19 protein-coding genes and 1 pseudogene are annotated in these 14,500 nt (G+C 70.3%); 7 read left to right on the plus strand and 13 right to left on the minus strand.

Annotation, left to right across the window (positions count from 1 at the left end):
- The first annotated feature begins 142 nt into the window (after positions 1-142).
- Both ABZ815_RS22815 and ABZ815_RS22820 read left to right on the plus strand, forming a co-directional pair.
- The gene (locus ABZ815_RS22815) at positions 143-505 is read left to right on the plus strand and encodes a hypothetical protein (RefSeq protein WP_357700950.1); all 363 of its coding nucleotides are present in this window, start codon (positions 143-145) and stop codon (positions 503-505) included.
- 141 nt (positions 506-646) lie between these two features.
- On the plus strand, positions 647-997 hold the full coding sequence (locus ABZ815_RS22820; RefSeq protein WP_357700952.1) for an STAS domain-containing protein: 351 nt from the start codon (positions 647-649) through the stop codon (positions 995-997).
- A 57-nt stretch (positions 998-1,054) separates the two neighbouring features.
- Here ABZ815_RS22820 and ABZ815_RS22825 read toward each other — a convergent pair.
- Positions 1,055-1,423, minus strand: a pseudogene (locus ABZ815_RS22825) (ATP-binding protein); the annotation flags it as partial.
- A gap of 397 nt (positions 1,424-1,820) precedes the next feature.
- Between ABZ815_RS22825 and ABZ815_RS22830 the strand changes: the two are divergent.
- Positions 1,821-2,420, plus strand: a complete 600-nt coding sequence (locus ABZ815_RS22830) for a hypothetical protein (RefSeq protein ID WP_357700954.1) — start codon at positions 1,821-1,823, stop codon at positions 2,418-2,420.
- Positions 2,421-2,606: 186 nt separating this feature from the next.
- Here ABZ815_RS22830 and ABZ815_RS22835 read toward each other — a convergent pair whose 3' ends face one another.
- Positions 2,607-3,851: a M28 family peptidase gene (locus ABZ815_RS22835; RefSeq protein WP_357700956.1), complete on the minus strand. Its 1,245-nt coding sequence runs from the start codon at positions 3,849-3,851 to the stop codon at positions 2,607-2,609.
- A complete protein-coding gene (locus tag ABZ815_RS22840; protein WP_357700958.1) occupies positions 3,848-4,093 on the minus strand; it encodes a hypothetical protein in 246 nt (81 codons plus the stop codon). The genes ABZ815_RS22835 and ABZ815_RS22840 overlap by 4 nt, the downstream gene beginning before the upstream one ends.
- Before the next feature lie 246 nt (positions 4,094-4,339).
- Here ABZ815_RS22840 and ABZ815_RS22845 point away from each other — a divergent pair, with 246 nt between their 5' ends.
- Entirely contained in the window at positions 4,340-5,161 is an 822-nt protein-coding gene (locus tag ABZ815_RS22845; RefSeq protein WP_357700960.1) for a sulfite exporter TauE/SafE family protein, read from the plus strand.
- A gap of 43 nt (positions 5,162-5,204) precedes the next feature.
- On the opposite strand, the gene ABZ815_RS22850 is transcribed toward ABZ815_RS22845, so the two are convergent.
- From ABZ815_RS22850 to ABZ815_RS22885, 8 genes are all read right to left on the minus strand, one after another.
- A complete protein-coding gene (locus ABZ815_RS22850; RefSeq protein ID WP_357700962.1) occupies positions 5,205-6,230 on the minus strand; it encodes an ArsO family NAD(P)H-dependent flavin-containing monooxygenase in 1,026 nt (341 codons plus the stop codon).
- A gap of 30 nt (positions 6,231-6,260) precedes the next feature.
- A complete protein-coding gene (locus tag ABZ815_RS22855) occupies positions 6,261-6,659 on the minus strand; it encodes a metalloregulator ArsR/SmtB family transcription factor (protein ID WP_357700964.1) in 399 nt (132 codons plus the stop codon).
- Positions 6,656-7,213, minus strand: a complete 558-nt coding sequence (locus ABZ815_RS22860) for a hypothetical protein (protein ID WP_357700966.1) — start codon at positions 7,211-7,213, stop codon at positions 6,656-6,658. Before ABZ815_RS22860 ends, ABZ815_RS22855 begins: the two co-directional genes overlap by 4 nt.
- Before the next feature lie 6 nt (positions 7,214-7,219).
- Entirely contained in the window at positions 7,220-7,852 is a 633-nt protein-coding gene (locus ABZ815_RS22865; protein ID WP_357700968.1) for an MFS transporter, read from the minus strand.
- 74 nt (positions 7,853-7,926) lie between these two features.
- Positions 7,927-8,199, minus strand: coding sequence for a hypothetical protein (locus tag ABZ815_RS22870; protein ID WP_357700970.1), 273 nt, complete (start codon positions 8,197-8,199; stop codon positions 7,927-7,929).
- A gap of 12 nt (positions 8,200-8,211) precedes the next feature.
- Complete coding sequence (locus tag ABZ815_RS22875) at positions 8,212-9,621, minus strand: FAD-dependent oxidoreductase (protein ID WP_357700972.1); 1,410 nt, start codon at positions 9,619-9,621, stop codon at positions 8,212-8,214.
- Between the two features lie 25 nt (positions 9,622-9,646).
- Complete coding sequence (locus ABZ815_RS22880) at positions 9,647-9,802, minus strand: hypothetical protein (protein ID WP_357700973.1); 156 nt, start codon at positions 9,800-9,802, stop codon at positions 9,647-9,649.
- A gap of 113 nt (positions 9,803-9,915) precedes the next feature.
- Complete coding sequence (locus ABZ815_RS22885) at positions 9,916-10,257, minus strand: metalloregulator ArsR/SmtB family transcription factor (RefSeq protein WP_357700975.1); 342 nt, start codon at positions 10,255-10,257, stop codon at positions 9,916-9,918.
- Between the two features lie 53 nt (positions 10,258-10,310).
- On the opposite strand from ABZ815_RS22885, the gene ABZ815_RS22890 reads away from it, so the two are divergent.
- Positions 10,311-11,378, plus strand: coding sequence for an NAD(P)/FAD-dependent oxidoreductase (locus ABZ815_RS22890; RefSeq protein ID WP_357700977.1), 1,068 nt, complete (start codon positions 10,311-10,313; stop codon positions 11,376-11,378).
- Positions 11,379-11,970: 592 nt separating this feature from the next.
- Here the strand turns inward: ABZ815_RS22890 and ABZ815_RS22895 are convergent.
- Positions 11,971-12,225, minus strand: coding sequence for a hypothetical protein (locus ABZ815_RS22895; protein ID WP_357700979.1), 255 nt, complete (start codon positions 12,223-12,225; stop codon positions 11,971-11,973).
- A gap of 103 nt (positions 12,226-12,328) precedes the next feature.
- On the opposite strand from ABZ815_RS22895, the gene ABZ815_RS22900 reads away from it, so the two are divergent.
- Positions 12,329-12,742 carry a hypothetical protein gene (locus tag ABZ815_RS22900; protein ID WP_357700981.1) on the plus strand — a complete coding sequence of 138 codons (414 nt, stop codon included), beginning with the start codon at positions 12,329-12,331 and terminating at the stop codon, positions 12,740-12,742.
- A 409-nt stretch (positions 12,743-13,151) separates the two neighbouring features.
- Complete coding sequence (locus ABZ815_RS22905; RefSeq protein WP_357700983.1) at positions 13,152-13,601, plus strand: ATP-binding protein; 450 nt, start codon at positions 13,152-13,154, stop codon at positions 13,599-13,601.
- Between the two features lie 119 nt (positions 13,602-13,720).
- On the opposite strand, the gene ABZ815_RS22910 is transcribed toward ABZ815_RS22905, so the two are convergent.
- On the minus strand, positions 13,721-14,035 hold the full coding sequence (locus ABZ815_RS22910) for a DUF5994 family protein (protein WP_357700989.1): 315 nt from the start codon (positions 14,033-14,035) through the stop codon (positions 13,721-13,723).
- Positions 14,036-14,500: the final 465 nt, after the last annotated feature.

The following is a 14,500-nucleotide window of genomic DNA, read 5'->3' on the forward strand; positions in this document are numbered from 1 at the left end:
AAGGCTACCTGCGCCGGCTGCGCCGTCAGGTGCCGGGCCTGCATCCGATCGCCTACCAGTACATGCAGGAGGCCCTGCAGTCCTTCAACGCGGGCTGCTATCTTGCCTGCTCGGCGTCGCGGCCGAGCAGGTCTTTCTCGGCGTGGCCGAGGCCATGGTCGCCGCCCTCGGCGCCTCGGCTGAGAAGCTGCGCAAGGAACTGGACAACCCCAAGAGCTCTCAGAACGCCCGCTTTCAGGCGCTGCGCGCCCGGTTAGAGCCGATGCGGCCCGCGTTGCCCGATGACCTGGGCGACAACCTGACCATGGACGCGGTGGCCGACCTGCTGAGAATCACTCGCAACGAGGCCGGTCACCCGCGCGGCCGGACCGTCGACGAGGACACGGCCTACACCCACCTGCAACTGGCCGCCCGCTATCTCGGCAAGATGACCGCCCTTGCCGAGCACTTCACCCAGCAGACTGACGACCACTCGGCACGTAGCGCGAACGATGCAATTATCTGAACCCATCGTCGACAGCGGATGGATTCGTGGTCTCGGGGTAGGAGGAGCGAACTCTGACGATGATCCACCACGTCGGCGTGCGGGGCCGTGGCTCAATACCATCGGCAACGTTCCCGGCTAGACCCTCTTATCCCTCCCGCCATGACACAGTTAGCGATCACTATCGACCAGCGGCCCGGATTCTCCCTCGTTGGGCTTGACGGGGAGCTCGACCATCAAACCCGGCCCGACCTGCTGCGCGTCTTCGATCGACTCCTGGACAGCCCCGCGCCTCGTATCGTGATCGACACCCGCGAGCTGGTCTTCTGCGACTCCCACGGCCTGTGGGCCCTGATCAGCGGGCAGCGCCGCGCTGAACAACGAGGCGGCGCCGTGCGGCTGATCGGCGTGCATGGCCCGTTGGCCCGGCTGCTGATCACCACGCAGCTCGTCGACCTGTTTCCGCCGTACGCCAGTCTCACGCAGGCTGGGAGCTGGCCGGCTGAGGCTTGACCGTGCCGGCTCGCTCGGGAGCGGGACCGTACGGTGGAGCCCCAACCGCATGCTCAGGCGGGACCCGCCACCGTGATGATCGAGTCTGACCTCGTCGCAGAGCCGGGCGATTACCCATAACCCGTATCCGCCGCGTCTGCCTCTGGGCGGTGGGGTCGTGATGTGGTGCTGAAACCGTTCGGACGCCAGCGTCCCAGCCGTGTCGAGCACTTCGATCCGCAGGCCGTCAGCGTCGGCGCGAGCCCGCAGGCTGCCCGAGCCGCCGCCGTGCTCGATCACGTTGGCCGTCGCCTCCCCGACTGCCAGCAGCACCTCATCCAGCCGAGTACCGGCATAACCGCAGGCCATCGCGAAGGCGCGCACCTGATCCCTCACCCGGCCCAAGTCGGCGATGATCGGGCAGCTCAGCTCAGTATGCTCGCCCATCCCTCACCGGCCTTCCTCGCCGCGCGCAAACCCACTCAATCTTCCCACCGACAGCGCGCTTAGACGTTAACCAGCCAGAGCCGATGACGTGACCCTCACGTACCAACTTGACGACCAGGTACGGCCAGGCGGGTCAGCGCCGAGTGGTGCAGCCGGGGCAGCGTCCAGCCGCCGCCTCGCGTGTGGAGAAGCTGCTCAGCGAGCTGTGCCACTCAATCTGACCGCACCGCAGAGCAGTGGCGCCGGCTCGCCATCCTTCCGGCAAAGCGCTGAAGCGTCTCTAACAAAAGTCGCCATTATGCGCATCACCTCCATATGTGGTTGATTCTCCGTCCCGCTCGACGCCACGTCATACAGCCAACATGATGCGCACGTGGGGGATCTATGGGAGCTGTGGATGCGCTGGCTCAACGGCCATCAACTCGTCGGCGCCACTCTGTGGGGACACCCCCTGTACATCTGGGGGCGCGCCGGTAAAGCACTCCAGTTCTTCGCCGCCCTGACCGTCGTGCTCGACCTGATCGGACCCGAATCACTGCGAGCCGTGGGGCGGCGGGCTCGCCGACGCGTCTTCGAGCATCATTCTCGGCGAAGCCCCTTTCTGGGCACCGTCGTCATGGTTACCGCAGCCCTGGCCTGGGTGGGCTTCGTCAGCTACATGCTGGTTCTCAGCCTTACCTCCACTGATCCGTTCATCCCCCGCTGGACGGCAGCGTCAGCTCTTGTCCTGTGGACTGTCGTGGCGGCCATGGCTGTGCTCGTCCACCGGATCATGAGCAGAGATCACTGGTCCTTCAAACGCGGACTCGGCATCTGGATCGGCGCCTTCCTCCTGGGCACCCTGGTGATACCCGGCCTTCTCTTCGTACTTCTGGCGATGGGCGCATTCGACACCCTCGCCGCCCTTCTTGATCGTGCACGGCCTGCTCATGCGCTGCGCTGGATTGCGCTGGTGCTGTTCCTCGTCGGCTTTCACTTCGACTTCCTCGCTTCCTGACCGCCAATAGCGCGAGGAAGTCCGTCCTTCTGCACCCGGCGACCGCCTGACAGGCCGTTCGCGATCATGACCTCGGCAGGATGACCGCTCTCCCCTAGCACTTCACCTAGCAAGCCGCCACTCGATCATCGGCCGACGGCACCTGAGCACAGCAACCGCTGCCCAGGTGGTGTCATCGTGAGGCGGTCAGGTGTGGGCGGCCAGCATTCCCACGGTGGTAACCAGCAGCCGCGCCGCCGCCACGAGGCTGTCCGGCTGGACGCGGTCGGGGGTTTCGGCGGGGGTCTGGTAGCCGGGCATGCCCATGCCGATGCCGATCGCGGCCAGTCCGGCGGCGGCGTAGCGGCGGTTGTCGGAGGCCATCACGCCGGCCCGCAGCGGCACGCCGCCCAGGCGGGCGGCCTGGTCGAGGGTGGCCAGCAGGGCGTGGGCAGGTCCGCCGGCCTCGACGGAAGCGGCCTGGTGCAGGTGCGCGGCGCCGTCGAGGTTGAGCACCAGTGTGTCGGACGGCAGGGCGGCCGCGTGGTGGGCCGAACCCCATGCCCCGCTCTCCTCGGCGTCCAGGAAGGCCACCGACAGACCGGCCCGGACGGCCGGGCCCGCCGCCAGAACGCGGGCGGCCTCCAGGACGGCGGCCACGCCGGAAGCGTTGTCGGCGGCCGCGGGCAGCCGCATGCCGGGATCGTCGCCGACGCCGTCGTAGTGCGCGGTCAGCAGTACCCGCGGCCCGGTCCCCACATCCCTGGCGTGGGAGGAGGCGGGGAAGCGGGCGTGGACGTTGTGCCCGTCGGTGGAGATCTGCCGGAGCGGCATCGATCCGGTGACCTGCACCGGGCTGATGGCCAGGGCGTCGGCCAGGCGAGCGTGCAGGTCGGTGCGCAGGGCGATGATCGGGACGGCGCGGGTGGCCGGTCCGGCAATCATCTTGGGCATCCACCCCTCGGCGTCGGTGCCGCGCGCGGTCAGCACGCCGGCCGCGCCGCGGACCTCGGCTCGTTCGCACGCCCACGCCCAGTTCCCGGCCTCGGCCAGCACCCACCGGCCGCGCAGGTCGGCCTCGGAGGCGGCGGCCAGCGGCGCAGTGCGCGGATCCGGCAGGTCGGCGGAGGCGAGGTGCTCGACGAAGTCCCGGCGATGCTCCAGGCGCAGCACCTGGCCGCCTGCGTTCCATTCGAGCACCGGAGCGGCATACAGCTCCCGCACGTCGGCGACGGGGAAGGAGTCGAGCTCGACGTCGGCGCCCAGCTCGCGCAGCCGCTCGGCGAGCCATGCGGCGGCGGCGCGGCCTCCGGGCGTGCCCACGCGCCGCCCGGCGTACTGGTCGCCGGCCAGCTCGTGGACCGTGGCCTTCATCCGCTGTGCCGACACCTGGTTCAGCAGCGTGGCGAGGTCGGCCGGGGGCGAGTTCACGTCCGGGGGCGTGGATGTCATCCGCAGCACCCGGCGGAGGTGGCGTCCGCGACCTGAACGTCGACGGGGGCCGGGGCCTGGCCGCAGCAGCCGGACTGGGCGGCCTCCTGGGCCGCGGCCGGGCTTCCGCAGCAGCTCGTGGCCGCCTGGTCCGTCTCACTCGTGCTGAGTGCGGCAGGGGCTCCGCAGCAGCCGCCGGCCGCGGGCGGGGCGAACGCCTCGTCCAGGTCGCCGATGAAGCCACCGCCGGTCTGCCTCGTCATCGTGGTCTCCTTCGCGTTGGGCAGCGGCAGGACCGCTACCGGATAGTTAGATGTATGTCTAAGCAGTCCGTACGATCTCATATTGATTAGATGGGCGTCAAGATAGACAAAGGTCGAATTATCCCGGCAGACGACGTAAGGCAGTGACGCGCCCGTGAGCTCCGTCGATAGCGTGAGCCGAGCGGACACAAGGGGGCCGATCACGCCGGACACGGCGGGCGGCGTGGCGAGCCAGGAGCGTGGTCGATGACGCTGAAGGAAAGCACCATGCCCGCGCCGGCGGCACGCTCGCTGCCACTGGCCTTCACCGCCGGCGCGACGGTAGGCACGCTGGGTGGGATGATCGGCCTGGGCGGCGCAGAGTTCCGGCTTCCCCTGCTGATCGGCCTGTTCGGGTTCGCCGCGCTGTCGGCGGTCATCCTGAACAAGGCGATGAGCCTGATCGTGGTGCTGGTCGCGCTACCTGCCCGGCTGGCCGCCGTCCCCCTGACCGAGTTGGCCGCGCACTGGACGGTCGTGGTCAACCTGCTGGCCGGCAGTCTGCTGGGAGCCTGGGCGGGAGCCTCGTGGGCGGTCCGGATGCGCACCGCCACCCTCTACAAGGTCCTCGGGGCTTTGATGGTGCTCATGGCCGCCGCTCTGGTGCTCACCCACACCACCTCGGTGGGCTCGCTCACCCTGCCTGGGCCGCTGCTGGCGGTGACCGGCGTCGTGGCCGGGTTCGGCATCGGGGTGGTGGCGGCCATCATGGGCGTGGCCGGCGGCGAGTTGCTGATCCCTGCGATCGTGTTGCTGTACGCCGTGGACATCAAGGCCGCGGGCAGCCTGTCGCTGGTGGTGTCGCTGCCGACCATGCTGGTCGCGTTCGCTCGCTACAGCCGGGACGGCAGCTTCGCCGTCCTGGGCGCCAATCTGCGCTTCACCGTCGTCATGATCGCTGGCTCCGTCGCGGGCGCGCTCCTCGGCGGGCTGCTGCTCGGGGTGGTACCCGATCTTTTGCTCATTCCCGCCCTTGCCGTCGTCCTGGTGATCTCAGCGGTCAAGATGGCCCGTCACGCCCGAGATTGACGGCACCATGTACAGGCCGGCAGGCGGTCCGGGGACCGAAGATCTACAGCTGGGCGACGATCTCCGCGGCCGTCTGCCGGGCCGTGCGGGCGGCGCCGATGAGGGTGGCCGAGGCGGGGCCGGTCCAGTCGCCGTAGCCGAGCAGGTGCAGGCGCGGTTCGGCCAGCGCGCGGGTGCCGTCGGTGGGGATCACGCCGCCGGGGCCGCGCAGCCGTAGCGGGGACAGGTGAGCGAGAGCGGGGCGGAAGCCCGTGCACCACACGATCGTGTCGTACGCCTCGGTGCTGCCGTCGTCCCACGCCACGCCGTCGGGGGTGATGCGGGAGAACATGGGCTCGGCCTTGAGCACGCCCCGGTCGCGGGCCTCTCGTACGGGCGGGACGGCGACGATGTCGCCCAGGTCGGCGATGCCTTGGGTCTTTTCGCCCGCCTGGGCGGCGCGGTGGCGGCGGGTGGCCAGGTCGAACAGGGCGCGGCCGTCGATCTCGTCGGGCAGCAGCCGGGGCGGGCGCAACGTCGCCCAGGTGGTCTGGGCGACCCGGGAGAGCTCGGCGAGGATCTGCGCGGCGGAGTTGCCGCCGCCCACGATGAGCACCCGGCGACCATGGAAGGGCTCGGGGCCGCGGTAGCCGGCGGTGTGCAGCTGCTCGCCGCGGAAGTCGCGGATGCCCGGGTAGTGCGGGACGTAGGGCCGCCACCAGGTGCCGGTCGCGCTGATCACGTTCTTGGCCTGCCAGGTGCCGTGGCCGGTCTCGACCAGGAGGCGGCCGTCGCCGCGCCGGACGGCGTTCACCGTCACCGGGCGCAGGACCGGCAGGTCGTAGCGGCGTTCGTAGTCGGTCAGGTAGGTGACGACCTCGGTAGCGCTCGGGTAGCCGCCGTCCGGCGGGATGGGCATCATGCGGCCGGGCAGTGAGCTGTACTGGGCCGGTGAGAACAGGCGCAGGCTGTCCCAGGCGTGCTGCCAGGCTCCACCGGCGCTGTCCTGGGCGTCGAGGATGACGAAGTCGACCTTCGCGCGGCGCAGGTAGTAGCCGGCGGCCAGGCCCGCCTGCCCGCCGCCGATCACGAGGACGTCGACGGGCCGGGGGGGCGGCCGTCATGCGGGCAGCAGCTCCAGCTCGGTGCGTCCCGCAGCGGGCTGGGGGGCGGGCCCGGGGGCGGACTCGGTGAGCGGGGTGAACAGCGCGCCCAGCTTGTTCACCACCTCGGGGATGATCCGGTAGTAGACCCAGGTGCCGCGGCGTTCGCCGTCGATCAGCCCGGCGGTACGCAGCACCTTCAGGTGATGGGAGATGGTGGGCGCGGTCAGGTCGAAGGTTCCGGTCAGGTCGCAGACACACGCCTCGCCGCCGGCGTGGGAGCCGATCATGGACAGCAGGCGCAGCCGGACCGGGTCGGCCACGGCCTTGAGCAGCATGGCCAGCTCGGCGGCGTCGGTCTCGCCGAGCGGTTCGCGGGCGATCGGGGCGCAGCACTGGCCCGTCGGGACGATCATGACAAGCCCTCCTGATTCGAAGCTTGTCTAAATCCTAGGCGATGATAGGCCAGCAGCGCGAACGCAGCGATCCCGCAGGCGGCGGCGACCGCGCCCATCACCCAGCCATAGCCGACGGCTTGGGCCAGGGCGACCGCGCCCAGCGGGGCCAGGGCCTTGTCGGCGACGGAGAAGATCGCGATGCGGCCGGCGAGCGAGGCGTAGGCGGTGGTGCCGTACCGGCCGACCAGCAGGTGCGGCAGGGTGATCGAGGCGATGCCGAAACCCAGCCCGAACAGCAGCACCGCGCCGATCGCGCCCGCCACGCTGCGTCCGACCAGCGGCAGCAACAGCACGGCCACGCCTTGCAGGGCGAAGATGGCGGCGGCGATGAGGGCGGCCGGCAGCCGGGTCTGCAGGCCGGTGGTGACCAGCCGTCCGGTCACCGACAGCACGCCCAGCAGCCCGGCCAGCGTGGCGGCCAGCACCGGTGAGTGGCCGAGGTGGACCAGGTAGGTGATGAGCAGGACCGCCACGATGGCGACCGCGCCGCCGTTGGCGGTGAAGGCGATCACCAGCAGTCAGAACGGCCGCCGGCGGGTGGCCGCCTTGACGATGGCGGCCCGCTCCTGCGCCTCAGCGAACGCCTGCGTCCCCGCCGTACGGGCGCGGCGGCGCAGCACGAGGGCGTGCAGCGGGATCGCCGCCAGCCCGTAGACCAGGGCCAGGATCACCAGCGCCGTACGCCAGCCGTACCGGTCGACGAGCTGGCCGGTCAGCGGCAGGAAGATCGAGGAGGCGAACCCGGCCACGATGGTCAGCGCCAGCAGCCCGTTGGCCCGGCCACGCTCGTTGCCGGCGTACAGGGAGACGATGACGGCGAAGGCGGCCTCGTACAGCACCAAGGAGCAGGCGACGCCGACGAGCGCGAACACCGCGTACAACTGTGGCAAGGTCTCCACCCGCGACCAGGCCAGCACCGCCGCGGCGCCGAGCACCGACCCTGCGGTCATCAGGACGCGCCCGCCGCGGGCGTCCAGCAGACGGCCGACCAGCGGCGCGCACAGTGCGGCGATCAGGACGGACAGCGTGAGCGCCGCGGCGATCTGTATGTTGCTGGCATGCAGGTCGCGGGCCATGGGAGCGAGGAAGACGGAGAAGGCGTAGTAGAGCACGCCGTACCCGATGGTCTGGGTGACGGCCAGCGCCGCCACGACCGGCCAGCCATGCCGCCGACGTGGCTGAGCGCCGTCCCCGAGGACGGGAACGGCGCTCGAAACGGGGGCACTCACTCGCGCTCGCCGGGACAGGAGATGAGCTGCCTGCCGGTTGCCGTCATGGCCCAGGCGCCGCCAGCGGTTTCGGCGATGAAGCCCTGGGCGTGCAGGCGCCAGGCCAGGGTGCCCGCCATCCGGATGATCGCGCGGGCGTAGCCGGGATTGGTGCTCGGCCGCCGCGCCTGCAGAAGGTGGCGGCCCAGGCGTTCGGTCTCCAGCCGCCCGTGGTCGCAGATGAGGCGCAGCGCCTCCTTCTGGGCGGCGGTGGGGTAGCCGTCGGACATCCGGGGTTCCTTTCAGCCGCAGCAACTGCCGCCGGACTCGGCGCTCACCGTGGCGAGGGGGAGCGGGGTGGACAGCAGGCCGCCGCTGATGCCGGTGGCCAGACCGACCCGCTGCTCCTGCTCCTCGACCAGGCTGGAGGAGCACACGCCGGTCTCGGGCAGGTCGAGCTGAACGTCGCGGGCCGCCTCCCAGTCCCCGGCGATCGCCGCCACGATCGAGCGGACCTGCTCGTATCCGGTGGCCATGAGGAACGTCGGGGCGCGTCCGTAGCTCTTGACGCCGACCGCGTAGTAGCCGGGCTCGGGGTGGGCGAGTGCGTCCACGCCATGGGCCGGGACGGTGCCGCAGGAGTGCTGGTTGGGGTCGATCAGCGGAGCCAGGGCGCGGGGGGAGCCGAGCACCGGGTCCAGGTCGAGCCGCAGTTCGGCGGCGATGGAGTGGTCGGGGCGGTAGCCGGTGGCCGACACGATCCGGTCCACGATGACGGCCTGCTCCTGGCCTGACGGGTCACGGCTGACCACCTCGACGCCCTGGCCGGTGGCGTTGACGCGGTGGGTGAAGAAGCCGGGCAGCAACTGGATGCGGCCGGATTCGACGTGGGCGCGCAGCCGGGTGCCGAGCGCGCCGCGGGCGGGGAGGGCGTCGGCGTCGCCGCCGCCGTAGGTGCGGGTGGCGTTGCCGGCGCGGATCGCCCAGGTGATCGGCGTGTTCTCCAGTTCGGCCAGGGCGAGCAGGGTGGTGGCGGCGGAGTGGCCGGCGCCGACGACCAGCACGCGCCTGCCTTCGTAGTGGTCGCGGTCGGCGCCGAGGACGTCGGGCAGGGCGTGGTCGACGGACACGTCGTTCTCGCCGTGGGCGGGCAGGCCGCTCGCGCCGAGCACGTTCGGGCTGGTGTAGGTGCCGGAGGCGTCGATGACCGCGCGGGCCTGCAGTTCGGTGCCGTCGTCGAGCCGGATGAGGAACGGGGCCTGCTCGCGGCCGGCTGTGCGGACCCGGTCGTAGCCGAGGCGGCTGATCGCGCTCACCCGCGCGCCGAGCCGGACCCGGTCGCCGAACAGCTTGGCGAGCGGGGCGAGGTAGTCGTCGATGAGTTCGGCGCCGGTCGGCAGCCAGTCGGAGACAGGAGCCGTCCAGCCGTCGGCCTCCAGCAGGCGGCGGGCCGCGGCGTCGATGTTGTACCGGTACGGGCTGAACACCCGTACGTGCCCCCACTGCGCGAGCGACGCGGCGATCTGCTCGCCGGCCTCCAGCACCAGGAAGTCGATGCCCCGCTCGGTCAGGTGGGCGGCGGCGGCCAGGCCGACCGGACCTGCGCCGATCACGGCGACGGGCAGGTCGCCCGTCTGCCCGGAGGTGGCCTGCTGAGGGGTGGCGAACTGCTCGATCTCGACGGCAACGGTGCCGCAGCAACTGTCACTCATGACGGCTCTCCAGATGGCGTGCGGGTCAGCGGAAGGACAAGGACGACAGGGCGGAGGTGCGGGCGCGCTCGATGGCGGCGTCGGCGCGGCAGACGCGGTCGCACACCTCCGAGGTGGCCTCGTTGAAGGTGAATTCCGAGGTGTCGGCCGGGCGGCGCAGGTTGGTGAGCAGAGCGCGCATCGCGCACCTCCTGAATAGAACTTCATCTAAACAGCTCAGATTCTGAACCACTGCTTAGAAGATTGTCAAATCAGCAGAGCGCTCAGACCCTGATGTACGACCGCCTCCTCCCGTCAGCCGCAACCGCCGACAGAGGGACCCTCGCCGGGCGGGCAGCACGCAGCCAAGGCCGCCTGCAGGTCGGCCAGCGCCTGCCGCACCCCATCGGGGTCGGCCCGGTAGTAGACGGTCTTCCACTCGCGTCGCGAGGCGAGCACCCCGCCCTCGCGCAGCGTCGCCAGGTGCGTGGAGGTGGCCGACTGGGCCAGCGACAGACGCTCGGCCACCTGGCCCACGGTCAACTCAACCCCACCCTCGAACAGGAACAGGATCTGCTGGCGGGTGTCGCTGGCCAGAGCCTTGAGGAAGCCTCGCGCCGCGTTGGTGAGCTGGATGCCGCCGCCTGCCGTCTGCATGGCACGACTCTACCGTATTGTCATTTCTGTATATGAGGATATGATCCGGCGGCATGGACACCATCGTCATCGGCGCCGGCCAGTCCGGCCTGGCAGCCGCCCGCGCACTGCGCGACGCCGGCCGCACCCCCGTCATCCTCGAAGCCGGCCACACGCCCACCGGCTCATGGAGCAGCTACTACGACAGCCTCACCCTGTTCTCACCAGCCCGCTACAGCGCCCTGCCCGGCCAGGACTTCCCTGGCGACGGCGACCACTACCCCACCCGTGACGAGGTCGTCGCCTACCTACAGCGCTACGCCGACAGCCTGGACGTCGAGATCCGCACCGGCACCCACGTCACCGCGGCGGAAGCCGACGGCTCGGGCGGCTTCCACGTCCACACCGCCGCCGGGGACACCCTCCACGCCATGGGCGTGATCGCCGCCAGCGGCTCCTTCGGCAACACCTACATCCCCGCCCTGCCCGGCCAGGACGGCTACACCGGCCAAGCCCTCCACGTGGCCGACTACCGCACCCCCAAGCACTACGCCGGGCAGCGCGTCGTGGTGGTCGGCGGCGGCAACTCCGCCATCCAGGTCGCCTACGAACTGGCCGACATGGCCGACGTCACGATCGCCTCACGCCAGCCGCTGCAACTCATGCCACAGATCGTCGGCGGCAAGGACGTGCACTACTGGCACACCACCACCGGCTTCGACCAGCTTCCGCCCGCCTGGCTGGCCCGCATCTCCACCGGCACCCTGGTCATGGACACCGGCGACTACGCCGCAGCCCTGGACGATGGTCGCCTGCAGCGCCGTCCCATGTTCACCGCCTTCGAGGGCGACCACGTCATCTGGGCCGACGGTGAACGCGAGACCATCGACACGGTCATCTACGCGACCGGTTACCTGCCGCACCTGGACTACCTGGCCCCGCTCGGCGCCCTCGACAAGACGGGACTCCCCCGGCACACCGGCGGCCTGTCCACCACTCACCTAGGGCTCGGCTACGTCGGACTGGAGTTCCAGCGTTCCTTCGCCTCCAACACCCTGCGCGGCGTCCACCGCGACGCCGAACACGTGGCGGCACCGATCGCCGCCTACGCCGGTGGAGTTCTGGCGGCTTACGGTTTCTGAGCAGTGACAGCACCGCACGACGGACCTGACAGTACTGGAGGACCGAAGCAGTCCCGGTTCACGCACAAGGACGCACAAGAAGCAGCGGAACGTGAGACGGCGTGCTCGTCGAGCAGCGCGGGCCCGTACGCCGGGCAAGCGACCAGACAGTGCCAACCCGATGGTGGGCGACGAAACCGGGGGGCCGCATAGGCAGCGTCTGTGGGGGCCGCACTCAAGCACCCACGTTCTGTCCCTCGATGGGCGTCGGCGTACTCGCTGTTGTTGCTGAAGCAACCTCGCCTCGTCGGCATCCCCCACCTTGTGAGCTCCGGGGATACGCCACGCCCATCTTCGCCAAGAAGCTTCCCGTCACCCTTGAAGTACGAGGGCCCAGCAAGAGGCGCTGTTCGTTACATCGGGTCGAACCCCAGAATCGTCCGCGGACAATCAGGGGCAGGCCAGCATCGCAAAGTGCCGTTCTTAGGTGCATGTGAGGTGGGGCGCTCATGTTGAGAGCCGCCCCGAGCAGCCGGTGGCGTCGGCCATGTTCGGCTCGGCGTTCCGGATGCTCCGGGCGGCTCTCACAACAAGCGCGCCGCCACGATGACGGCTAGGAGCCGGGCCGCTGCTCCTCCACCTTCATCGGCTCCTCGCTCTTGCGGTGCTGGGCGCTGATCCACCTCAAGCACACGGCCCCGACCACGACCATGACGCCCACTCCCGCGATGGCGACAAGCCACCCGGGCGCCGAGGCCAGCCGCAGGAGGCCTGCCGTCAGAGCACCGGGCACGGCCGTGGCGATGACGACCATCATCAGGGTCTGCGCCAACCTCGTGGTCACGTGGTCGGCCGTCTCGGTCACCATTTTGAAGCACGCTGCTGGCCTGGCACCGCCGCCTGGTCAGACACCTTGGACGTATCCGAGGCGGCTTGGCCGCCCGAGGACGAGCAAGGAGATCCGGAACCTGGTGGTGCGCCTGGCGCGGGAGAACCCAGCCCGGAGATACCGCAGGGTGCACGGTGAGCTCGTCCGGCTCGGCCACGAGGTCAGCGAAGCAACCGTGCGGCGGATCCTCCGGAGTCGGCTGTTCGGTCCGGTTCCCCGAAACGTCGACACCTCGTGGCGGACGTTCCTGCGCACCCAGGCGAAAGGCCTGTCGGCTTGTGATTTCTTCCATGTCGACACGATCTTCTTGAAGCGCCTGTACGTGCTGTTCGTCATGGAGGTGGCCACTCGGCGCGTGTATATCCTGGGCGTGACCGCGAACCCCGCCGGCAGTTGGACGGCTCAGCAGGCCCGCAACCTGCTCGTGGATCTGGGTGAGCGGGTCGGCTCGAGCCCGGCATCTCCGACTTCGACGGGCTGCTCCTGCTGGACGTGACCGCCCCGCGCCCCGTTGCAGACCCGTCCCCGCGACATCAGACCCCCTCCGGCCCCGACCGTGACCGATCTTGCGAGGGCTGTACGGTCCGTCTGGGCATCTGTCACTTCCCCTGGGACGTTTCCCCTTTCGCCGCAGGGGCAGGGATGTCGCGAGCCAGGATCTGATTGCACAGCGGTTGTCGTCGCTCCCGCAAGTCACGCTGATCGCGCCATCGAAGGGACCATGATGTCCAAGGCGCCGTCAGCCGTCCCATGCCCGTGCCGACCGTCGCGGCCCCTCCGACATCTGATGTCCCGGCCGCTGTCGACATGTCGCGACGAGGGGCGGGCGTGCGGCGCGTTCAGGCGGCAGTTCCCTCGGACAGCAGCCGGCCGTCCCGGTGACCGGCGATGAGTGGGCGTGACCGGTGAGCGGGTTGTTCGGGCCGCCGCCGGAATGCCGAGACCCGCTGCTGACCTGGGCACTGAGTACGTCCGGGCCGGGTGGCGCGGCCGCGTACGATCAGAGCGCGTTACGGAAGGGCGTGAGCGCCCATGCCACCCAGCAGGGGCTGTCGTCGGCTCGGCGGGCAGATCTTGAACTGGCGGTGCAAGAAGGCGTGGCGAACGTGTTCGATCATGGTGGTGGATCCGGGCGGGTCCGCCTGTGGCAGGCCGATGGCCTGCTGTGCTGCGAGATCAGCGATCATGGCCCCGGGATCCCGGCCCGCCACTACCAGCAGCGGGCATCGATGCCTGCCCGCGACCGTGACCACGGCCGCGGGTTGTGGCTGATGGCCGAGCTCAGCGACTCGCTCACGGTGACCACCGGCCCGGCCGGCACGACCGTCGTCATCGTCGTCCGTCTGCAGGACTGACTTTTCCGTGTCAGGTGCGGCTCTGTCGTGAACGCGATGGAGGACCACCAGGACCGCCGCACGACCACCCGCTGAACAGTAGGCGGCGTCGCCGCTGAAGTGCGCCACCGAATGCGTGATCAGAGTGTGGGGTCCTCGCGGGCGGGCCGTGGGGTCCGGCCGCCTTCGTTGTCCCAACCGGCCAGGCGCTGCTCCTCCTCGGCGGCGGTGTCGGTGGGGCCGTCGTGGTCCGCGGCGGTGAGGACGTCGCCGGAGCGGGCGCGGCCTCGGCATCGGGTGACCAGGGCGAGTGCCTTCTCAGGGGCTGCGGGTGGGATGACCAGGAGGTTGATCGGCTCAATCCCCGGGATGATGAGGTTGATCAGGTGGGGGTCGATGGCGCGGAACCAGCCTTCTCTGACCTGGCGGCCGGGGGCGGCGATGCGATGCGGGATGTTGTGTCAGGTGTCGAAGTGCAGGCCGACGCGCAGGACCCGCCGCTCCAGCCGCTGGTCGATGGCGGCGATCAGCGCGGCCGGTCCGGCTCAGCCTCCACCCCCAGGCCACCGGCACGGCGGCGGCCAGCGCCGCAGATCGATGCGCGCCGTGAAACCTAGCGGAATCCGGCGTCATGACCGACGCGGGCCCTCGGCGATGCACCCGATGACCGGCGTTGTCATCCCGCCGCAAGCGGATTGGGCGCGCCCGTCCCGCATGAGCCCGCCACGACCCGGACACCACCCGCACCTGCCTCCGGGCCCGTCAGTCGTTCTGTCCGGGTTCCTTCCCACGAGGCGCCGTCTGCTCCGGTGGTTCGGGGACCGGTCCCGCCGGGAGGGCGAGCGGGTCGCCTTTGAAGAGTTCGGGCACGGCCCGGTAGAGGATGGCGGTGATCGGCACGGCCACGACCGCGCCCGCGA

It is taken from the genome of Nonomuraea sp. NPDC047529, assembly GCF_040642995.1.
Classification (GTDB): domain Bacteria; phylum Actinomycetota; class Actinomycetes; order Streptosporangiales; family Streptosporangiaceae; genus Nonomuraea.